Here is a 19,625-nt window from a genome sequence, read left to right on the forward strand (position 1 = left end):
TACTCAGAAAAGGAGGCCGGACATGGAGTGTCATTATTGCGGTGAAAAAGAAATAGATCTACTTTCGAATTATTGTCCATATTGCGGAAAAAAAGTATTTATGAATGAGCAGGAATGGAAGCATTACCGGATATCCAAGCGTGCCCTGATTATTCTTCCAGCTGCAAGCATCGGGCTTGTTTGGATGCTTCTTACGGCAGCGGATAAGCATGAGGCTTCGATTAATGAAAAAGTGATCGCCTATCAGCAAAAAGCTGAAGATACAGCCCTTGCAGGTGAGTATGAGAAAGCACTTGTTTTTGCAGATAAAGGACTTGCCCTCAGAGAAGACTACCGGATTCTCGAACAGGAAAAAGAATTGATTCTCGGGGTTCTTCAGCATAAAGAAGACCTCCATCAGATCAATGCTCATATCCAAAAAGGAAATCTGGATCAGGCGGCAAAGCAAATAGCCGTGCTGTCAAAAACGTTCAGCGGACATTCATCCCCTCTGTATGCAAAACTTAAATCTGAGCTTGAACAGGCAGACAGAAATGTGACAGTGGCCGAAGTGAAAAAAGAAATAGAAACGGTTCACACGATTGAGGAGCTTTCTGAAAAGCTCAAGGAAGTGACTGTTTTAGATGCAGCTGAAGCAGGTAAAGTGAAAGAACAGATAAAGGCCAAAATGGTTCTGATCGGTTCATCAGCTGCAGAAGAAAATCTTGAAGAAAAGCAATTTAATGCAGCCATTGTGTCTGTAGATAAGGCCCTGCAATATGACGGGGACAATGAAAAACTTCTTTCCTTAAAGGAGAAGATTCTTTCTGAGCGGACCCATTTTGAACAGGCTGAACAGAACAGGCTGAAACAAATAGCCATGGCAGCAAATGAGGAGAAGGAACGGACAGACAAAGTCCTGAAAACGTCGAATCCCGCAGTGGAAGAAGACGAATTTGGTGATGCACATATTACCGGGAAAGTGAAAAACATTTCAGCTGCTCCAGTCCAGTCCATTACGATTTATTTTACTGTAAGGAATGAAGAAGGAACTCTTATTGAAAAGGGGAAAACAAATGTGTTTCCAAATGAACTTAAGCCTGGTGAAGAAGCTGATTACTCACATATCTCATATGGAGTGAAAGAAAAGGTTTCGTTTGCAATTGAACGCATGACATGGCATGCAGGCCAAAACACGATATCTAAGCACCAGTAAGAAAGGAACGTATATGAAAAAGAATTGGATTATCAGCATTTCGCTGTCACTCCTTATCTTTTCAGCAGGGGCAGCAGGATATGTTCATATTAAAAGTGATGCTGCAGAAAAAATCTTTTCTGAACCTTCTATTCTGCGTGAATCAAAAAAGGAAGAAATGCAGCTTGATTTAAAGGAAATTATCAGGGAAACGCAGAAAAAAACAGTAATGGTTGAGCTTGAAGATGGAACAGTTGGGTCAGGATTTCTTTTCAACAAGGAAGGCGACATTCTCACAAATGCGCATGTGGTTGCCGGAACAGACGAAGTCAAAGTGAGAACGACGGATGCGAAAGGCTACGACGGGAAGGTTATTGGCATCAGCACTGAAACAGATGTTGCATTAGTAAGAGTGGAGGGGCTAAAAGGGCAAGAGCCGGTACGCATAGCAGAAAAATTTGATGCTGAACTGGGACAGGAAATTCTGGCTCTTGGAAGTCCCTTAGGGTTTCAAAACACGGTAACAACGGGTATTATCAGCGGAACAAACAGAGATTTTGATCTTCCTCCATACACGTATAAAGGCGTACATCAAATATCGGCACCTATTGCCCCGGGAAACAGCGGAGGGCCTCTTATTGACCGTAAAACCGGACATGTTATCGGCATGAACTCTGCGAGAATGGAAGAAGGGGAAATTGGCTTCAGCATACCGATTGAGGATATTTTGCCGCTCGCAAAAACATGGGCGCAAAATCCGATGCAGTCATTGCCTGCATATACAGGTCTTGACGATTCAGGGGAAATGAGTGAAAATAAAAAGTCAGAAACGGCCGATTATCTGGTCAGCTATTACATAGAGAGTCTTGACTTCCACGACTATGTAACGGCGTATTCTCTGCTTGGAAGCGAACTGCAGTCAGAATTGACCTATGAAGTATTTAAAGAGCAGTTTAACCGTTTTTCATCTATGTCAATTGAGACAATCACAACAGAAACATCCGGTGAGGAAATTATCGTGCATGCAGACATATCTGTGCAGCCAAAAACTGGCGGAAAGCCTTCGGAACAGATGTTAAAAGCTTCCTATACAGTGGCCTACGAAAACGAACAGGCCAAAATTATTGACCAGGAGATAAAAGAGGATAAGAGGTGAAAAGGTTGAAGGATCTTTTTTTGATGATCAGCGCAGCGGGGCTGATGATTTCTATGTATTTCGGGGGAATGGCGTACTTTGCCTATGCAGAGGAAAAGTACAATGAAGTTTTTATGAACGTATCGTACTGTGCTGTATTCCTAAGTGCTTCGGTTTATACACTTCATTTAAAGGATGAAAAAAAGAAAGCTCAGAAAAATAATTAACGGACAAAGAGGAGGCTGTGAGCCTCCTTTTTGCTTATCGTAAAATTATTGTCCTTCTTCTTCAGTGCTTTCTTCCTCTTCAGGTGCTTCTTCAGTTGTTTCTTCCTCAGTTGTTTCTTCTTCAGTACCCTCTTCAGTAGTTGTTTCCTCTTCCGTGCCTTCTGTTTCTTCCATGTTGTCTTCTTCAGGTGCGTCCGTTTCTGTGTCGTTACAAGCAGTCATTAATGAGATAGCCAATAAAGAAGCCCCAACTTTTAATAGCATGTCTTTCTTCATTTTCTTTTTCCTCCCTTGTAACCTATCTGAATGAGATTTTTAACCTGCATTCCTGCTGGTCAACCTCATCATAATCGATTTGGGGAGGGAAAATAGAGATTTTACAGAAAATGAACATGCTTTTTACATTGGCTTATCATCTTTACATGACGTTAAACATTTTTATCCAATTGCAGCAAGTGCTTCGAGCTCAGGTGTCCCATTTGCAAAGCCAACGGCAAATATCGTATAGGCTGTATCATTTTTAAGCTGTACTTTTGGAACCGTCAGCACGACATTGTCTGTCCCGGCAACACGCACTTCAAGATCGTATTTTCCCTGAGGAACTTTCACGTTTTTGGTTGCCTGCGTAAATTGAACATTTTTAAAGAGGATATCCCCGTTTTTAACGGCAATATCAACGGCAGGTGCATCAGGTGAAAGATGGACAAATTTCACGCTTGCTTCACCAGCAGGCACAAACGTTTTATCCACAAATGGAAGCTGCCTGATGGAGTTCAGGTTTCCGGCGGCAGCGATTGTATACGTTATGCCTGGCAGGAGCATATACATTTCACTCAGAACCGGGCCGTTCGTCGTTCCTGCCTGGTAAACATCAACGCGGTACTGGCCGGTCGGAAGCTTCAGGTAGTCGCTGATTTCCTTGTACTTTACATTTTGAAGGGTCAGTTTGCCATTCACATAAATATCAACTGCCGGGGCATCAGGTGAAGCATGGATGACTCTTACCCGTGACATCCCAGGCTCAAGCTGGCCTCCCTGCGGAACTCGCGAGGCTGCCTGATATTGCATGCTGTACATCCATTTCTGCATCGCGTTCAAATGTTTCTGATAATACATGACATGCTTCTGCGGGTCTGTATATTTATAGTAGCAGGCAAGCAGGTCATACATCATGGCTTTTTCGGCATACTTATTCGGTTCGTTCATTAGCGCGCACTCCCATCTATTCATTCGTCATTAACATATGAAAGGAGATGGGTGATTGTCACAAAAAAGGGATGTGAATGTGGTTTTAATTTAATCTTTGAAGGGAAAATATAGGGTTGATGTCTAAATCCGGAGGTAGAATCGTATGGCAAATTATGAACAGAATATCGGAGACGTATCTTTATCTTATTCAGATGATGGCGAGGGCCATTGCATCGTGCTGCTTCACGGATTTTGCGGAAGCAGGGAATATTTTAACAAAATCATACCGGATATCTCGGAGAAGTACAGAGTCATCGCTTGTGACTTAAGAGGACACGGACATTCAAGCACAGTGAAGGATGAATTCAGCATCACGTCAATGGCGGATGATCTGGCCAAATTGTTTGACGTCCTTGAAATCGAGAAAGTCACAATGATTGGACATTCGCTTGGAGGATATATCACACTTGCATTTGTTGAAAAATATGCGCACATGCTCCATTCATACGGGCTATTGCATTCAACGGCGCTCCCGGATGATGAAAACGGGAAAGCGGGCCGGGAAAAAGGCATTGCGAGAATTGAACAAGAGGGAATAAAAGGGTTTATTGATGATTTAGTGCCGAAGCTGTTTGCTTCAGAAAATCAGGAGCCGTTCCATGCAGAAATGGAGACGGTGAGGCAGATTGGATATAAAACACCTGAAACCGGGGCAGCAGGCGCGCTGCACGCGATGAAAAACCGTCCTGACAGGCAAAAGGTCCTTCATAATGAAGACTTGCCTGTCCTGCTTATTGCCGGCAAAAAAGATCAGATTGTACCGCCTGAAAAAACCTTTTTGCATAGGGGGAACCATCTAACAGAAGTCATTCTTGAAAATAGCGGACACATGGGAATGATAGAGGAACCTGAAAAGGTGGTAAAAGTCATAGAGGAGTTTATTGAGAAGTCTGTTATAAAGGAGAGAAATGCATGAAATATACAGTCATTACAGGTGCCAGTTCAGGAATTGGGTACGAAGCGGCACTTGCGTTTGCCAGAAGAGGAAAACATCTGATTGTTGCTGCAAGAAGAGAGGATCAGCTTCTAGAATTAAAAAATCAGATACACAAAATAAACCCTGAGCTTGAAACAGTGATAAGACCTGTAGATTTATCTGTTCCGGAACATGCACGGTCTTTTTACGACAGTTTAAAGGAATATGACCTTGAAACATGGGTCAACAACGCAGGCTTTGGAAACTTTGCCTCTGTAGGGGAGCAGAACCTGGAAAAAATAGAGACCATGCTGCAGCTTAATATTCAGGCTCTGACGATTTTATCCACCCTGTTTGCAAGAGACTACTCATCCAGCGAGGGAGCTCAGCTTCTGAATATATCATCTGCAGGCGGCTATACCATTGTAGAAGGTGCTGTGACTTATTGCGCGACAAAATTTTATGTGAGTGCCTTTACTGAAGGAATGGCTCAGGAATTGAAAGGAAAAGGCGCAAAGATGCAGGCTAAAGTACTTGCCCCGGCAGCAACAGAAACAGAATTTGCAAAGCGCTCCATGGACCTTGAGGACTTCAGCTACAGTCAATCCATGCCGAAATTCCATACGGCACAGGAAATGGCTCAATTTCTCCTTGATTTATATGACAGCAGCAAAACAGTAGGTATTGTGGATGGAGAAAGCTATGAGTTTACGCTCAGAGATCCAATATTTTCTTATGCACAGAGAAAACAAAATGATTAAATGCACAAAAAAAACGCTTATTTCTAAGCGTTTTTTTTAGTTCTGGTTTAATTCGGCAAGCTTTACAAACGTCAGTTCATCTTCAATCAGTCCGCATACACCGCATTGTACTTTATAATGCGGCCCTCTATAGGCGAGATGGAACGGATCAAGGGCTTCCTGAGAAAATTCCTGAATGACATCGCCTGTCTGCGGATCCAGCTTAACAGACTTTGGCGTCTGTTCAATTAAATTAAAGCGCGTGCGGTTTGTTTTGCAGTTCGGGCATAAGTATGGTGCAGTCATAAAAGGACCTCCTTCTGTCGGTGAAGTTATTTTTTCCAGAAGGAGGCAGGACTATGTATCACGGTTTTGTCCGGTCGAGTTTTCCGAAAAGCTGAATCAGATTTTGCAGTTCATCATCGGTAAAACAGTCGAATCTTTCGGAAAAATACTCTGTCTTCTTTTTTTCCAGTTCACTTAAAACGGTCTGCCCGTCTTCGGTCAAATCGATCAGCGTAATTCTCCGGTCATTAGGGGACCTTTTCCGTGTAATTAACGCTTTCGAAAGCAGGGAGTCTGTTACCGCCGTTATATGGCTTGCGGAAACATCAAGCTCTTTTGCCAGGTTGGACGCATTTTGAGGACCATTTTCTTTTAATGACTTTAAAATAATAAATTCATTCCTTGAAAGAACGCTGCCGAGGACAACGTTTATCTCATTCCGCAGCTGGCGGAAAATGCTTCTCATGAGCGACTCTAAATCATACATTTTTTCTTCGCGTTTTTTCACTGCAAAACCTCCGGGGGAAACAGTTGAAATCAGACTGTTCATCTGCTTAAATAATTTTAATGTAAAGAAACGTGTCTGTCTTGTCAAGGAAAACCCGTGTCAGAGAGCAGAATTCTGGGATTATGAAATGGAAATGATATAATGATACTAAATAACGGACAATCCCGGCCTTAACCGCAGTTCTGACTGCGTGGCCGGTGAAGTGACGGAACAGTGCAGGAGGAGGAAACAGGATGACTGAAAAAACATACGAACTCGCTACCTTTGCAGGAGGATGCTTCTGGTGCATGGTGCAGCCGTTTGATGAGCTGCCGGGCATTGAAAAAATCGTTTCCGGCTATACAGGAGGCCATAAAGAAAATCCAACTTATGAAGAAGTCTGCAGTGAAACTACAGGCCACTATGAAGCTGTGCAGATCACATTTAATCCTGACATCTTTCCATATGAGCGCCTGCTTGAATTATACTGGCAGCAAATTGATCCGACAGATGCCGGAGGCCAATTCTTTGATCGCGGGGATTCCTACCGCACAGCTATTTTCTTCCATAATGAAAGGCAGCAGCAGCTTGCTGAAGAATCAAAACAAAAACTCGAAGCAAGCGGCCGCTTCAAAAAGCCCATTGTCACGGAAATATTGCCGGCAAAGCCTTTCTATGAAGCAGAGGAATACCACCAGGACTATTACCAAAAAAGCCCGGTTCGCTATAATCAGTACCGCAAAGGCTCAGGCCGCGATGCGTATATTAAAGAACACTGGAATAAAAGCAGCCTGAAAGAAAAACTCACGCCGATCCAGTACGAAGTTACCCAGAACAACGGAACTGAGCGTCCTTTTCAGAATGAATACTACGACAATGAACAAGATGGCATTTACGTGGACATCGTCTCTGGAAAACCTCTTTTCAGTTCAACAGACAAATACGATGCAGGATGCGGCTGGCCGAGTTTTACGCGCCCGCTGTCAGATTATGAAATTGTCGAGAAAAAGGATTTTTCTCACTTTATGATCCGTACGGAAGTAAGAAGCAAATCTGCGGATTCTCATTTAGGACATGTGTTTAACGATGGGCCGGGTCCAAACGGCTTAAGATACTGCATAAATTCAGCTGCTCTCAGATTTGTTCCAAAGGAAGAACTTGAAAAAGAAGGGTACGGAAAATTTTTAGGGCTTTTCCAGTAAGGGAAGCTTTGCAGTAAAGTGCTTTAGAGTCACGAAAACCATCAGCAGCCGGAGCTGTCATTCTCCGGTCCTGATGGTTTTTTTTGCGTCTTCAAAAGTCAGTTATGCATATAGAAGCAAAGGAAGCAGTTCTTCTATGAACGGAGCTGCAGCTATTTCATCATGAACAGCATAAAACGGCCGGTAGACAACATGAGATTCGAGAGGAACGAGCTTTCCGTTTTCTACTTCATCTTTGACCATCGAATGGGAAAGGAACGCCGCGCCAAGCCCTCTTACTGCCAGCTGTTTAATGAGATAGTGGCTGCCTGCCTCAATAACTTCAACAGGATCGATTCTCTCAGACAGAAGAAATTGATCAGCGTATTCTCTTGTGCCTGAACCTCTCTCTCTGAGGAGGAGAGGAGAAGTCCTGATTGAAATGTGATGACTGGCATAAAACCTCAGTTCATCCCTGCTGATAACGTTCACTTTAAATGGCTCAAGTCCTCGTTTTCCTTCAACGAGGGCAAGGTCAAGCTTGTGCTGCTTAAGCCCGTCAACAATCTGTTCATGATTTTTGATGGTGAGCTGAAGGCGCACATGCGGATAGATGGTTTTAATTTTTTTAACAAAATCAGGCAGCAGGACGTCACTGACTGTATGCGTTGCTCCCAGTTTTAACAAAACCTCGTTGTTTTTCTCTTTTATCCGCTCGATGGTCATGCTGATCTCAAGCATTTTTTTCCCCTCTTCAAAAACGTGCCTTCCCGCATCCGTTAATTCAAATGGCCGGTTTGGTGCCGATCTTTTTATTAAACTTGTTCCGACGAAGTCCTCCAGTTTCTTCAGGTGAATACTGATAGTAGGCTGTGAAAGATTAAGAAATTCACTTGTCTTTGTGAAGTGTCGAAGCTGTACAAGCGTTACATAGGTTCGAATCCAGTCTAGCTGCATGGTACCCTCCGTTAATTATAAAACGTAATAAACTGCATTGTATTTATTTATTTCTATTATAAAGATGAGAGAGATACAATGAAAGAGAAAGGTTGTGACGTGAAATGGAAACCATTTTATTTCTCGCAGGGGGAGCAGCAATTGGTATCATGTCTGGATTTTTCGGTATTGGAGGAGGAATTATTCTTACACCGGTACTGTTAATCCTTGGGTATGATCCAAGTCAAGCCGTCATTTTGTCTCTCATGCTGACAATGGGTTCAACGATAACTGGAACGATTACGCATTTCCGTCTTAAACATATACATGTCTCTTTAGCGGCAAGGCTTGGACTGTTCGGTATGATTGGGGCAGTTTCCACAGCCCCGGCAGTCCGCCTGCTCGAGGAGGTTCATTCAGCCTCAGCTGTCATTTCACTTGCTTATATCGGGATTTTAGGATGGTTTTCGTATCAATTTTTAAGGAGGGTGAAAGAGGTAAAGAAGCCGAAGAAGGGATCAGTTCCAATGATCGGACTTCTTACCGGTGCCGTTTCTTCACTGATGGGAGTCAGCGGAGGATTTGTTATGACTCCTCTGTTAAAGAATTTTAGAGATATTCAACTGAATAAGGCGATTGGAACAAGCATTGCGGCAGCCTCCATTATTGTCCTGTCAGGAATAGGCTCTTATTTATTCAGCGGAGCGGAACTGGATTACACACATGGCGCGCTGCTTATTGCAGGTGCTATGATCGGTACGCCGGCCGGTTCCATGCAGCTAAGAAAATTCCCTGAAGCTTATGTGAAAAAAATGCTCGGCCTTCTTTATCTGGTTGTTGCCGGAAGTGTTATCTTCACATTTATGTCAGTCCCTGCTGTTTCACTGGCCCTGATCGGCACAGCATGCATGATCTTTTTTGTCTTGTTGGTTTTTAAGTCTGCAAGGAGGGTTTTGGCTGCTGAGTAAAAGGAAGGGTATATGAATAGAAGATGGAAGACATTTTAACGTTTCTCAGGACACTTTTTAATTTGAAAAGATAGATTTGTTTGAAAAGAATTGACAGAATGAAAGGTATCGGCGCCACAAACGAAGTGAAGACATGAAGAAAAGTGGCAGCACTCTTGGCAGTGGTGCCACAAATGAAGTGCAGTCATGCAAAAAGTGGCAGCATTCTGTGTAGTAGCGCCACAAACAAAGTAAAGACATGAAGAAAAGTGGCAGCACTCTGGATAGTGATGCCACAAATGAAGTGCAGTCATGCGAAAAGTCGCAGCATTCTGAGTAGTGGCGCCACAAACGAAGTAAAGACATAAAGAAAAGTGGCAGCACTATGTGTAGTACCGCCACAAATGAAGCTGAAATACAGAGAAAACCCGAACTGATCAATGAGTTCGGGTTTTCGTACAGACGTTAATTATGCAAGTTCATACTTTATAACTCTAGCTTTCTTCTTTTAAAACCCCAGTCACAACCAGCCTCTCCAAATGCGTCTTCTTCTTCCGGTCAAATTCGCCTGTGCATGTAATCAGATTCAGCTTTCTCTGCTGACTGAACCCGAAAATAGCGGGAAGAGGAGCATCATCATACGGATACGAATTGATTTCCTGGACAACAAATGTCAGCGCTTCGCCATTCTCTCCGGAGACGATGATTTCATCTCCAGTGTTGATCTCTTTGAGATTAAAAAACACTGACGGGCCAGTTTTGTTGTCTACATGCCCTGCAATTACAGCGTTTCCCTGCTCGCCTGGCATTGCGCCGTTTTCGTACCATGCTGTGATTTCGTCATCTGAAGGAAGTTCCATAATCCCGCCTTCAGTCAGACCGGCAGATTCTACGCCTGCACTAATATTAAGGGAAGGGATAGAAATACGGTTTGGGCTGATTCCTTCGGTTTTAGTTTGCTGGACGGGTTTGGGCTTTGCCTCTGAAGTCTCAGCTGAAACGGAGACGGCAGAGGCTTGTTCTGTACGTGTTTCTTTTTTATCCGGTGAGGCGTTTTCGCCAGTCTGTGCACATCCGGCCAAAAGGAGAATCAGGGCTGCCGATTTAATGGCTGCTTGCTTTTTTCTTAATTCCATATGCCATCAAAGCACCTAATCCAAGGATAGCTGCTGCTGCGACTGGCAGGTAGTTTGTCTCAGCTTCAGATGTTCCGCCCATTCCTGTTTTCGGCATTTCAGAAGGCATCATCGCCGGATCAGCAAGAACAAGTGCTTCAAGAGCAGGCTCTCCGCCGGCAAGTCCAACTGCAATGACCGTGTAAGACATATTGGCCTTCAATTCAGTTCCTGCAAGGTCAAGGACTACATCTTCTGTTCCAGCGCCTCTTACTTCAAGATCATATGAGCCAGGGTCTACTTCCAAGTAATCTGTTACACCTTTAAATTCAGCTCCAGGGAAAAGGACGTCTCCGCCTTTAACAGCTACATCAACTGCAGGTGCATCAGGTGAAAAGTGGGCGACGCGCACTTTTGATTTTCCTTCTGTTACATTCAAATCGTCGTTAAGGACTTTTAGTTCAAGAGAATCAAGTGTGTTAATCGCTGCAGCTGTATAGGCTTTGCCTGCTTCAACTGTTAAGTCTGCTGAGATAACAGGCTCGCCGTCAGCAACTGTGCCAGCTGCGAAGACTTCAACCTTGTGGTCGCCTGCAGGAAGCATCATGTAGTCGGTTGCTGCTTTAAACTCAGCACCTTCAACAACTGTTTTGCCGTCGACAACAACATCAACTGCAGGAGCATCAGGAGAAGCGTGAACGATTCTGACCATTGCGTCATTCTCTGCTGCAGAAGCACCTGCTCCAAATGCCAATAATAAAACCATTGCTGCTACTACTGAAAAAATCTTTCTCATTTTTCCACTCCTCTTTTTTGTTTTTTTTTTTTTTTTGGACGTATGTCCTGAATTAAATATAAACAAAACTTATACAAAATGTATACAGTTTTGATGCGCTGAATGTGCTGAGGAAGTTTTTCCCGGTTTTTCTGATGCTGAATGTACAGAAAATCAAAGGAATTTAGCAGAAGATTTGGTATAATCGAAACATCATCTGAGAATAGGAGTGAATCACTTTGGCAGTCAAAGGATTTGAACATGTGGGAATACAAGTAAGAGATATTGAGAAATCGATTGAATTTTATCAGCAGGTTGCAGGTCTGCAGCTGATTGACCGCTTTTTACATACAGATGGAAATATGAAACTGGCATTTTTAGGAGTGGAGGGGTCCATCATTGTTGAACTGATCGAAGGGTATAACCCTGATCTTCCTGCAGAAGGAAAGGTTCATCATGTTGCCCTTAAGGTAAGCGGAATTGAAGGAGAAGAGGAAAGGCTGAAGGAATTAGGAGCAGAGCTGATCTATGATGAAATAACAACTCTGCCGAATGGAGCGAAATATCTGTTCTTCAAAGGGCCAGACGGGGAATGGATTGAATATTTCGAACCGATGAATGAATAAGGCCGTCAATTTTGAAAAGGTGCTTGATGCCGCAGAAGATGAGTATTTGCAATTGTTCTGCAAGGTCAAAAAAACGGCCCTTTACAAAGCATATACAGACGATGCATTAAAAGCCATGTACAGTCATCATTTTGCCAAAATGACGACACCCTATCACCCGATTCTGTTAAAAGAAGTGCTTGAACACTCCAAATCAGCCCTGAACAGGAGTTTTGTCCATGTAAAGCTGCCGTTTAACAGCAGGGTAGACAAAAGGACCCGGTCTTATCTACATGAAGAAGAATATTACTGCGATCTGGACTTGTATTATTTTCATACGCTTGAAGAAATTGAATCATGTTCAAGGGTCATGACAAAGCTCGGAGAAGGAGATGTGCTGCAGGATGCATGTTTCGCTATGGAGCTGTACGATGCCCGCCATATAAGTGCTTCATTTGCAAAATCCAAGCTCCAGCGCAAAAAGCCGTACTATATGGAAAAGACTGTGCGTCTTTACGTCTGCTATGAAAAAGGCGTTCCAATCGGAAGTGCTGAATTGTATCTTTCGCCTATAACAGGTCTTGCAAAGATTGAGGAAGTAGCCATTCTTGATGAATATCAGCGGATGGGCTATGGTTCTTCCTTCATGAAGTGCCTGCTGCAGGAGGCGGCGCAGCTCGGGGCAGAGTCTGCCTATCTTGTCACCATGAACGATGAGGGATCAAAAGCCTTTTATGAAAAGCTTGGTTTTGTGAAGGTGCTTGAACAGGAGAATGTTTTCAAAAATTTACTTTAAAAGCTTTTTAATAAAAATGGGCGAATGCACATACAGGACAGCCACCTACCTCATAATGTAAGGATGTAAAGAAAAACAAAATGAAGAGGTGTTTGATTCATGTACGGTTATGACTGCGGATGTTCATATCCTTCTTATCCGGTTCATTGCGGAGGCGGACTAGGAAGCAGCTTTGTATTGATTGTTGTTCTATTCATTTTGCTTATCATCGTCGGTTCTGCTTATATTTGCTAGTACCTGAAAAAGCCTCTGGAATGAGGCTTTTTCTCATTTATTGAACACTTTCAATCAATAAATCAATGAAAAAAGCAGAAAATATTTTCTGCTTTCCATACATCAGCTATTCAGCACTTTTTCCATCACGCTGCGCGTTTTAGGGCCATAGATTCCGTCATCGGCCAGATCAGGGAAGCGCTGCTGGAATTTCAGGACGGCGGCTTTTGTTTTTTCTCCGTAAATGCCGTCTTCAGTCAGTTCTGAACCGATATCATTCAATCCCTGCTGAAGTTTCAGGACGTCGCTGCCTTTGCTTCCCAGCTTGAGGACAGTATTCGGCAGTCCGAAGGTATTGACGTCAATGGACAATGCTTTGTGAGTGTCCGGACCATACACGCCATCTGCCTTCAGGCCTTTTGCTTTCTGGTAGAAGAATACGGTATTGGTTGTTTTCGGTCCGAAAACGCCGTCTACAGTTAGTGAAGCTTCTGCTGCTTCGTTCAAGCCGCGCTGCATAATTTTTACATTTTCTCCTCTAGCTCCTTCTTTCATAATACCTGATTCAGGTAGTGTGAAGATGTACGGCACATTTTCCTGTGCGCTTGCCTGAGGCACTGACATCCATAGAGCTGAGGCGGTTACGACTGATGCTGATAAGACTTTCCATTTTTTCATTCTTTCTCTCCCCTTTATTTCGCTTGACATGCATGAGACGAAGGGAAGAGAATCATTGTTTCATATAATTGTAAAAAAGAAGGAAATTAATAAAAACAAACCGCCGGTCGGTCAAATTCTGAGCTTTATCTTCAAAAATCATCAAATCTGTGCGGAATATGTGCGCTCCACTTTTATCGTGGAGCGTTTTTTACTGTTCCGAGCATGTCCAATTCCGTTCATATCTGCCGGAAAACATGAATAGAATGTCAAGGAGACTGCATGTAAGAGTTTAGGAGGAAGGAGACACTGCACTTGATCGATACCATTTTTATCAGTCATGCGCACCGTGATGAGGCATATGTCAGAGAGCTTGTAAATCTGCTGACAATGATCAAGGTGCCGAATATTGTCTGCAGTTCGTATCCCGGCTATCACATTCCTAACGATGAGGATATTTATGATTATCTTCATCAAAAACTGAGCGGAAATTCGTGGGTTATCTATGTGCTGTCTGACCATTATTACAAGAGCCCTGCCTGCCTGAATGAAATGGGAGCCTGCTGGATCTTAAACAAAAAGTACACGGCAATCCTGACGCCTTCATTCGATTACAAAGAGATGAAGGGCGCAATCAATCCAAACCAGATTTCGTTCAAATTGAACGACCTGGACAGGCTTTATGAGTTTCTTGAAAACGCGAGAGATGTTTTTAAAATAGAAAAACAAACCGGCACATTTCTGGTGAAAATATGCGAGCAGGCAGTCAGTCACGTGAATCAGCTTGCTGATGATGAACGCAGAAACAGGAAAATGGCCGGCTGCAGACTTGAGGGCATCCGCCTGGATCCAGAAGACGGAAGGAAATTTCAGTTCAGGCTGAGACTTTCAAATCCTGAAGAATTTGATATCCGGGTCGATGTCATAAAAATTGAGGCAGCGGATGAAAACGGGGAAACCTTTTCGCAGACATTGCAGCCTGCGAATCTGAAGCTTTACAGCAAGGAAAATAAAATTGTTTTTCTTTCTGCGGAGATCGGTGATTCAAACTATGAGCCATACATCCATCAGAGAGAAACGGTTGATTTGAAGTTCAGCAGAGATGTCTGGTAGAGGGCTGCTGCTAGATAGGAGGGTAATGGATGAAAATAGAATTAAGTGCCGAACAGTCAGAGCTGAAAAACAGGATTCAATCTAAGCTTGAGGAAATCCTTCACTTTCTTTCGCTGTCAAGAGAAGAAAGACAGGTTCAGTCGTACCGTCATATTGAGCAGGTTTATGACGAAATGGGAATAGCCGCCCACTCTCTTTATCTCTCCCTGAATCCAAAACCAAAACATTTGAAAAAAACAGTACGGCTGCGCAAAATGACACCGGGAGATCCCCAGTTTTACCAGCACATCCGGCCTGTTCAGGAACTCCTGAATTATTTAAATAATCAGCAGGCGAATGATGAACCGTGTGATCAGACACTGGGCGAGACGTTTTATCTAAATGTGTTCACCCGCAAATGGGGCAAAAGCGACAAGTATACTCTGATCCGTAATGAGGAGGGATGGCTTGTCAGGCACTCATCCCAAACAGAACAGGGAGGAAGGGATGCTGAGCCGATCCTGAGCTACGTTCTCAGATATGATCAGGTTTCTTATCCGCGGAATTTGAGCACCATCATGGAGGATATCTGGTACCGTGCAGCCGAAGAAGGACTGCCGCGGGAAAAGGTTCAGGCAATGCTTCAGGAAGTCGCCGACTGGATTACGATGACAGAGCAGAACTATCCAAGTCATATCGCACTGGAAAATGAGGAAAAAGGGTATTTCTCGTAACCGGGAAAGGGGTAAACATGGGATATTTTATACAGACGGATGATGCTGTCAAGATCTTCGTTGAAGATGTGGGGCCAAGTGATGGCCAGGTGCTTTTTTTGATCCACGGCTGGCCTGTTGATCACAGGATGTACGAATATCAGCTGGATCAGCTTCCTAAGCTTGGTTTCAGGTGCGTTCTCATCGACCTGCGTGGATTTGGAAAATCAGACAAACCCTATACCGGTTATTCCTATGACCGGCTATCTGATGACGTTAAGGCCGTCATTGAAATCCTCCAGCTGAAAGACATTGCACTGGGCGGTTTTTCAATGGGCGGTGCCATTGCCATCAGGTATATGGCGAGGCATTCAGGTTACAGGGTCAGGAAGCTTGCCCTTTTTGGGGCAGCGGCTCCTTCCTTTACCAAGCGGCCTGACTATCCGCATGGAATGGCCAGATCTGAAGTCACCAAACTGATTCAGCAGACCTATACTGACAGACCGGACATGCTGACAGGATTCGGGCAGATTTTCTTCGCCAAGTACATTTCAGAAAGTTTTAAAAACTGGTTCCAGAGCCTTGGACTTGATGCGTCCGGACATGGGACGGCACAGACAGCCGAGTCTCTCCGTGATGAGGATTTGAGAGAGGATTTAGGGAAAATCACTGTTCCGGCAGCTATTTTCCACGGCATGAAAGATCAAATCTGCCCGTTTATATTCGCAGAGCTGATGCATAAAGGCATACTTGATTCTGAACTCATTCCGTTTAAATACAGCGGTCATGGCCTTTTCTATGATGAACTGGAAAAGTTCAACCGGGAACTCATTCGATTTTTGGAATAAATGCTATTGCTTCCCTTTCCGTCACACTTTATGATAAAGCTAGTGTACATAAAGGGGAGGCACAATGTTGAAACAGCACATCATTTTTTATACGGTTATCTTTCTCGGATGCTTTTCACTTGGATTTTTTGAAGCACCTATTTACCTGATTGGATTACTGCTTACTCTGTCAATGGGTTGGTACATGTATGTTCAGATAAGTCCGGTCCTGTTTTCAAAGGATATCCGGAAGTCTGAATCCTATATTCTCAAGCATCAGAGTAATCCAATGTATCAGTTTTATTATGCTATCGCGAACAACCTGGATGCTGAAGCCGAAGAGGCAATGGAAAAATTCCAGTCAAAATATAAAAACTCAGAGCGCCGGGCGTTGATTCAAACGACTTATGCCTTATATAAACAGGAGCCGTCCGAAGCGAAAAAACACGTCCATTTGATTAAATCTCCGGCATACAGGACCTATTATGAGGGACTGATTGCAGCTGAAAGCAGAAATTTCAAAGAAGCCAAAGAACATGCAGACAGGCTGCCGGAGGGCTGGATGAAAAACAGCATTCTTGCAGAAATGGCAGAAAAACACGGGAAAAAGAGCGAAGCCAAAGAGCGCGCCGCAATCGCATTCGAGCAGACAAGAGGGCTTCAGCGGTATATCCTTTATAAAAATTTTGAAACGCATCTGGCTTCCTAGCCGGAAAAAACGACGCAGAAATGCGTCTTTTTTAATTTAAAAAAAGGAGAAAAAGCAGGGGCGCAGGAGAAATCTGCAAAATCCGGGAGAGTGGAATAAGATGAAAAACGAATATTCAGGGGGATGGGAATGCAAAGAGTAAGGAAAACGTTGGCCATAGAACCATGGACAAACATGCCTGAAACATGAAAAATTGGCATCACTGATCAGAGATTTTTCACATAAACTAAAAAAACAGTTGAAATCATTTTCGTCACATTGTAAAATCATGTTAATTTAGAAAACGTGATGAAAAGGACACGAGCCATTTTTACCGGTTGCCAGAGAGGGGAGGACTGCTGGAAACTTCCCAACACGGAAAATGTGCTTACCGCCTTTGAACCGCACGGAGGAAATGCCGTGCCGCAGCCGCTGCGTTAAAGCTCTGGAGCCGTTGTTTAGGAAAGTTTGGGTAAAGGTTTGCACATCGATGCGGGCACTTACGCTTTTCTAATTCGGGAATCTGGGTGGAACCACGGGCAAAGCGCGCTCGTCCCTGTCATAGGGATGAGTGCGCTTTTTATATTTTATAGGTTTTGACAAGGACACGAGGCATGAACACCGCGCAACAGAGAGGGAAGGATGGCTGAGAACTTTCCGGCGCAGGAGCATGAACTTACCGCCTTTGAATAACCGTACGGAGGAAATGCCGTGCCGCAGCCGCTGCGTTAAAGCGCTGGAGCTGTTTTTAGAAAAGTATGGGTAAATGATCTAGCATCTTTGTCCAGCATCAGTGCCCAACTCCTCTGCCAGAACAAAATCCGCCAAAATGGCGGGAACCGGACTTTTCGCCGGATTTCGTATCTGTCTTTCGGAGCTGAACGGGTACTTACGCTTTTCTAATTCGGAAATCTGGGTGGAACCACGGGCAAAGCGCGCTCGTCCCTGCTATAGGGATGAGTGCGCTTTTTTATATTTCTGCGAAAGAAGGGATTATGATGGGAAATCAGAAAAAGGAAAAAAATCAGGAGGACATCAATTATTCTAGTGCACAGCTTCTCGCAAGGGCAGTCAGCAGACTGTATCCGGGAGCGGTCCTTGGAGGCGAGGCTTCTCATCAGCACGGTTTTTATGCAGAGCTTCTGCTTCCGCAAAGCATAAAAGAAAAAGAACTGAAAGACATTGAAGCGGAAATGGAGCGCATCTTAGGACAGGGTGAAAAGTGGGAGCATATTTCGTTATCCCGTGAAGAAGCCATCGCTTTATTTTCAGAAAAGGGAGAGTATTTAAAAGCAGAGCAGCTGTGTGAGATGGACGAGGAAAGTGTGATAGTTTGCAGACACGGGGAGTATATGAACATATCGAATGAACCCCTCTCCATCTCTGCCATTAAAGCTTTTAAACTTCATGCAGTTGCAGGCGCCTACTGGAAGGGTGACAAGTCAGGACATGTGCTTCAGCGGATAAGCGGTACAGCATTTGCAAGCAGAAAAGAAATGGTTTTGTTTGAAAAAGAACAGGAGGAACTAAAAAAACGGGATCACCGCAAGATTGGAAAAGAGATGGAGCTTTTCCTGTTTTCTGAAGAAGCACCCGGCATGCCCTTTTTCCTGCCAAACGGTCAAATTATGCGCAACGAGCTGCAGTCGCTGCTCCGGGAGGTTCAGGGTGCAGCAGGCTATCAGGAGGTTTCTTCCCCGTTTATGATGAATGAGCGGCTATGGAGACAATCCGGCCACTGGGATCATTATCACGAAAATATGTATTTTTCAGATGTTGATGAAGAAACATTTGCGCTTAAGCCGATGAACTGTCCGGGACACATGATCATGTTTAACCAGCAGCTTTTTTCCTACAGAGATCTGCCGGTCAGATATGCAGAATTCGGACAGGTGCACCGGCATGAGTACAGCGGCGCCCTGAATGGCCTGCTTAGAGTCCGGACTTTTTGTCAGGATGATGCTCATTTGTTCGTGCGTCCGGATCAAATACAGGATGAAGTAAAAAGTGTTCTTGGGATGATTGATTATGTCTACCGTACTCTGGGATTTGACTATTCGGTCGAGCTTTCAACTAGACCGGAAAATTCAATGGGAGAGGATGAACTATGGCAGGATGCGGAAGCGGCACTGCAGGGAGTGCTGGACGAGATGGGGATGCCTTACCGTATAAATGAAGGAGACGGAGCTTTTTACGGACCGAAGATTGATTTCCACATACAGGATGCCATGAAGAGAAGTCATCAATGTGCGACAGTACAGCTTGATTTTCAGATGCCTGTGAAGTTTGACTGCAGTTATATCAGCGAGAAAAATGAAAAAGAGCGGCCAGTCGTCATTCACCGCGCCATTGCAGGCTCTCTTGACAGATTTCTTGGAATTCTTATCGAACACTTTGCCGGTGTGTTTCCATTGTGGCTTGCCCCTGTTCAGGCTGTGATTCTTCCAGTTGCAGAAGTGCACCGCGGCTATGCAGAAGAAGTCAAAAATAAGCTTGCAGCAAAAGGCATTCGCGTTCAAATGGATGTAAGCGGAGAAAAGCTTGGTTATAAAATCAGAAAGGCGCAAAAAAGCAGGGTGCCTTACATGTTGATACTTGGTGATCAGGAAATGAGTGCTGGCCATGTTAATGTCAGGAAACACGGGGAGAAACAGTCTCTGACAATGGAGATTGAAGAGCTGGTGGATCATCTCAGGGAGAAGATTGAGAAGCGGGAATTGAGCTGAAATGATGATGCTTAAGCGGAAGCCGGCTGGCAGTGAATGCAATGAAGTTGGCAGTTATTCTGTCAAAGTCGGCAGTAAATGAATGAAAGTTGGCAGTAATTTAACCAAAGTTGGCAGTAAAACCGTGGTAGTTGGAAGTAAA

At 44.0% G+C, this 19,625-nt stretch carries 23 protein-coding genes; 15 read left to right on the forward strand and 8 right to left on the reverse strand.

The window, feature by feature from the left end:
• Window positions 1-22 precede the first annotated feature (22 nt).
• Genes MHB63_18030 through ypmT form a run of 3 tightly spaced genes read left to right on the forward strand, consistent with a single transcriptional unit; the run spans window position 23 to window position 2,536 of the window.
• On the forward strand, window positions 23-1,195 hold the full coding sequence (locus MHB63_18030) for an FxLYD domain-containing protein (GenBank protein MEK3808423.1): 1,173 nt from the start codon (window positions 23-25) through the stop codon (window positions 1,193-1,195).
• A 13-nt stretch (window positions 1,196-1,208) separates the two neighbouring features.
• Window positions 1,209-2,330 (forward strand): trypsin-like peptidase domain-containing protein, encoded by a 1,122-nt coding sequence (locus MHB63_18035; GenBank protein ID MEK3808424.1) that lies wholly within the window; start codon window positions 1,209-1,211, stop codon window positions 2,328-2,330.
• Window positions 2,327-2,536, forward strand: a complete 210-nt coding sequence (gene ypmT / locus MHB63_18040; protein ID MEK3808425.1) for a protein YpmT — start codon at window positions 2,327-2,329, stop codon at window positions 2,534-2,536. Before MHB63_18035 ends, ypmT begins: the two co-directional genes overlap by 4 nt.
• A gap of 45 nt (window positions 2,537-2,581) precedes the next feature.
• Here the strand turns inward: ypmT and MHB63_18045 are convergent, their stop codons facing one another.
• Together MHB63_18045 and MHB63_18050 are read right to left on the reverse strand one after the other, a co-directional pair.
• Window positions 2,582-2,812 (reverse strand): hypothetical protein, encoded by a 231-nt coding sequence (locus MHB63_18045; protein MEK3808426.1) that lies wholly within the window; start codon window positions 2,810-2,812, stop codon window positions 2,582-2,584.
• Between the two features lie 162 nt (window positions 2,813-2,974).
• On the reverse strand, window positions 2,975-3,742 hold the full coding sequence (locus tag MHB63_18050; GenBank protein MEK3808427.1) for a DUF4397 domain-containing protein: 768 nt from the start codon (window positions 3,740-3,742) through the stop codon (window positions 2,975-2,977).
• Window positions 3,743-3,887: 145 nt separating this feature from the next.
• Between MHB63_18050 and MHB63_18055 the strand changes: the two genes are divergently transcribed.
• A complete protein-coding gene (locus MHB63_18055) occupies window positions 3,888-4,700 on the forward strand; it encodes an alpha/beta hydrolase (protein ID MEK3808428.1) in 813 nt (270 codons plus the stop codon).
• Window positions 4,697-5,461: an SDR family NAD(P)-dependent oxidoreductase gene (locus tag MHB63_18060; protein MEK3808429.1), complete on the forward strand. Its 765-nt coding sequence runs from the start codon at window positions 4,697-4,699 to the stop codon at window positions 5,459-5,461. The genes MHB63_18055 and MHB63_18060 overlap by 4 nt, the downstream gene beginning before the upstream one ends.
• A gap of 36 nt (window positions 5,462-5,497) precedes the next feature.
• Here MHB63_18060 and MHB63_18065 read toward each other — a convergent pair whose 3' ends face one another.
• The gene (locus MHB63_18065; GenBank protein MEK3808430.1) at window positions 5,498-5,746 is read right to left on the reverse strand and encodes a DNA alkylation repair protein; all 249 of its coding nucleotides are present in this window, start codon (window positions 5,744-5,746) and stop codon (window positions 5,498-5,500) included.
• 58 nt (window positions 5,747-5,804) lie between these two features.
• Window positions 5,805-6,233: a MarR family transcriptional regulator gene (locus MHB63_18070; GenBank protein MEK3808431.1), complete on the reverse strand. Its 429-nt coding sequence runs from the start codon at window positions 6,231-6,233 to the stop codon at window positions 5,805-5,807.
• 233 nt (window positions 6,234-6,466) lie between these two features.
• On the opposite strand from MHB63_18070, the gene msrA reads away from it, so the two are divergent.
• The gene (gene msrA / locus MHB63_18075) at window positions 6,467-7,414 is read left to right on the forward strand and encodes a peptide-methionine (S)-S-oxide reductase MsrA (protein MEK3808432.1); all 948 of its coding nucleotides are present in this window, start codon (window positions 6,467-6,469) and stop codon (window positions 7,412-7,414) included.
• A 102-nt stretch (window positions 7,415-7,516) separates the two neighbouring features.
• Here the strand turns inward: msrA and MHB63_18080 are convergent, their stop codons facing one another.
• On the reverse strand, window positions 7,517-8,350 hold the full coding sequence (locus MHB63_18080) for a LysR family transcriptional regulator (protein MEK3808433.1): 834 nt from the start codon (window positions 8,348-8,350) through the stop codon (window positions 7,517-7,519).
• A gap of 104 nt (window positions 8,351-8,454) precedes the next feature.
• Here MHB63_18080 and MHB63_18085 point away from each other — a divergent pair, with 104 nt between their 5' ends.
• Window positions 8,455-9,297, forward strand: a complete 843-nt coding sequence (locus tag MHB63_18085) for a sulfite exporter TauE/SafE family protein (GenBank protein MEK3808434.1) — start codon at window positions 8,455-8,457, stop codon at window positions 9,295-9,297.
• 473 nt (window positions 9,298-9,770) lie between these two features.
• On the opposite strand, the gene MHB63_18090 is transcribed toward MHB63_18085, so the two are convergent.
• Together MHB63_18090 and MHB63_18095 are read right to left on the reverse strand one after the other, a co-directional pair.
• Window positions 9,771-10,412 (reverse strand): class F sortase, encoded by a 642-nt coding sequence (locus tag MHB63_18090; GenBank protein MEK3808435.1) that lies wholly within the window; start codon window positions 10,410-10,412, stop codon window positions 9,771-9,773.
• Complete coding sequence (locus tag MHB63_18095; protein ID MEK3808436.1) at window positions 10,381-11,187, reverse strand: DUF4397 domain-containing protein; 807 nt, start codon at window positions 11,185-11,187, stop codon at window positions 10,381-10,383. The genes MHB63_18090 and MHB63_18095 overlap by 32 nt, the downstream gene beginning before the upstream one ends.
• A 218-nt stretch (window positions 11,188-11,405) precedes the next feature.
• Here MHB63_18095 and MHB63_18100 point away from each other — a divergent pair, with 218 nt between their 5' ends.
• From MHB63_18100 to MHB63_18110, 3 genes are all read left to right on the forward strand, one after another.
• On the forward strand, window positions 11,406-11,792 hold the full coding sequence (locus tag MHB63_18100) for a VOC family protein (GenBank protein ID MEK3808437.1): 387 nt from the start codon (window positions 11,406-11,408) through the stop codon (window positions 11,790-11,792).
• Window positions 11,785-12,567 (forward strand): GNAT family N-acetyltransferase, encoded by a 783-nt coding sequence (locus MHB63_18105; protein ID MEK3808438.1) that lies wholly within the window; start codon window positions 11,785-11,787, stop codon window positions 12,565-12,567. Before MHB63_18100 ends, MHB63_18105 begins: the two co-directional genes overlap by 8 nt.
• A 99-nt stretch (window positions 12,568-12,666) precedes the next feature.
• On the forward strand, window positions 12,667-12,801 hold the full coding sequence (locus tag MHB63_18110; GenBank protein ID MEK3808439.1) for a YjcZ family sporulation protein: 135 nt from the start codon (window positions 12,667-12,669) through the stop codon (window positions 12,799-12,801).
• A 102-nt stretch (window positions 12,802-12,903) separates the two neighbouring features.
• On the opposite strand, the gene MHB63_18115 is transcribed toward MHB63_18110, so the two are convergent.
• Window positions 12,904-13,458, reverse strand: coding sequence for a peptidoglycan-binding protein (locus tag MHB63_18115; protein MEK3808440.1), 555 nt, complete (start codon window positions 13,456-13,458; stop codon window positions 12,904-12,906).
• Between the two features lie 294 nt (window positions 13,459-13,752).
• On the opposite strand from MHB63_18115, the gene MHB63_18120 reads away from it, so the two are divergent.
• From MHB63_18120 to thrS, 5 genes are all read left to right on the forward strand, one after another.
• Window positions 13,753-14,550, forward strand: a complete 798-nt coding sequence (locus MHB63_18120; protein ID MEK3808441.1) for a toll/interleukin-1 receptor domain-containing protein — start codon at window positions 13,753-13,755, stop codon at window positions 14,548-14,550.
• Window positions 14,551-14,579: 29 nt separating this feature from the next.
• Window positions 14,580-15,263 carry a hypothetical protein gene (locus MHB63_18125; GenBank protein ID MEK3808442.1) on the forward strand — a complete coding sequence of 228 codons (684 nt, stop codon included), beginning with the start codon at window positions 14,580-14,582 and terminating at the stop codon, window positions 15,261-15,263.
• Window positions 15,264-15,280: 17 nt separating this feature from the next.
• On the forward strand, window positions 15,281-16,090 hold the full coding sequence (locus MHB63_18130; GenBank protein MEK3808443.1) for an alpha/beta hydrolase: 810 nt from the start codon (window positions 15,281-15,283) through the stop codon (window positions 16,088-16,090).
• Window positions 16,091-16,157: 67 nt separating this feature from the next.
• Complete coding sequence (locus MHB63_18135) at window positions 16,158-16,778, forward strand: hypothetical protein (GenBank protein MEK3808444.1); 621 nt, start codon at window positions 16,158-16,160, stop codon at window positions 16,776-16,778.
• 977 nt (window positions 16,779-17,755) lie between these two features.
• Window positions 17,756-19,483 carry a threonine--tRNA ligase gene (gene thrS, locus MHB63_18140; GenBank protein ID MEK3808445.1) on the forward strand — a complete coding sequence of 576 codons (1,728 nt, stop codon included), beginning with the start codon at window positions 17,756-17,758 and terminating at the stop codon, window positions 19,481-19,483.
• Window positions 19,484-19,625 lie beyond the last annotated feature (142 nt).

It is taken from the genome of Bacillus sp. FSL H8-0547, assembly GCA_038002745.1.
Classification (GTDB): domain Bacteria; phylum Bacillota; class Bacilli; order Bacillales; family Bacillaceae; genus Bacillus_P.

Bases quoted from the DNA above. Each gene is read 5' to 3' on its own strand.
- MHB63_18080 (MEK3808433.1), bottom strand. From the start codon at position 8,350: ATGCAGCTAGACTGGATTCGAACCTATGTAACGCTTGTACAGCTTCGA.
- MHB63_18030 (MEK3808423.1), top strand. From the start codon at position 23: ATGGAGTGTCATTATTGCGGTGAAAAAGAAATAGATCTACTTTCGAAT.
- MHB63_18060 (MEK3808429.1), top strand. From the start codon at position 4,697: ATGAAATATACAGTCATTACAGGTGCCAGTTCAGGAATTGGGTACGAA.
- MHB63_18110 (MEK3808439.1), top strand. From the start codon at position 12,667: ATGTACGGTTATGACTGCGGATGTTCATATCCTTCTTATCCGGTTCAT.
- MHB63_18105 (MEK3808438.1), top strand. From the start codon at position 11,785: ATGAATAAGGCCGTCAATTTTGAAAAGGTGCTTGATGCCGCAGAAGAT.
- MHB63_18130 (MEK3808443.1), top strand. From the start codon at position 15,281: ATGGGATATTTTATACAGACGGATGATGCTGTCAAGATCTTCGTTGAA.
- MHB63_18095 (MEK3808436.1), bottom strand. From the start codon at position 11,187: ATGAGAAAGATTTTTTCAGTAGTAGCAGCAATGGTTTTATTATTGGCA.
- MHB63_18085 (MEK3808434.1), top strand. From the start codon at position 8,455: ATGGAAACCATTTTATTTCTCGCAGGGGGAGCAGCAATTGGTATCATG.
- thrS (MEK3808445.1), top strand. From the start codon at position 17,756: ATGGGAAATCAGAAAAAGGAAAAAAATCAGGAGGACATCAATTATTCT.
- MHB63_18065 (MEK3808430.1), bottom strand. From the start codon at position 5,746: ATGACTGCACCATACTTATGCCCGAACTGCAAAACAAACCGCACGCGC.
- MHB63_18035 (MEK3808424.1), top strand. From the start codon at position 1,209: ATGAAAAAGAATTGGATTATCAGCATTTCGCTGTCACTCCTTATCTTT.
- MHB63_18045 (MEK3808426.1), bottom strand. From the start codon at position 2,812: ATGAAGAAAGACATGCTATTAAAAGTTGGGGCTTCTTTATTGGCTATC.
- MHB63_18090 (MEK3808435.1), bottom strand. From the start codon at position 10,412: ATGGAATTAAGAAAAAAGCAAGCAGCCATTAAATCGGCAGCCCTGATT.
- MHB63_18055 (MEK3808428.1), top strand. From the start codon at position 3,888: ATGGCAAATTATGAACAGAATATCGGAGACGTATCTTTATCTTATTCA.
- msrA (MEK3808432.1), top strand. From the start codon at position 6,467: ATGACTGAAAAAACATACGAACTCGCTACCTTTGCAGGAGGATGCTTC.
- MHB63_18115 (MEK3808440.1), bottom strand. From the start codon at position 13,458: ATGAAAAAATGGAAAGTCTTATCAGCATCAGTCGTAACCGCCTCAGCT.
- MHB63_18125 (MEK3808442.1), top strand. From the start codon at position 14,580: ATGAAAATAGAATTAAGTGCCGAACAGTCAGAGCTGAAAAACAGGATT.
- MHB63_18050 (MEK3808427.1), bottom strand. From the start codon at position 3,742: ATGAACGAACCGAATAAGTATGCCGAAAAAGCCATGATGTATGACCTG.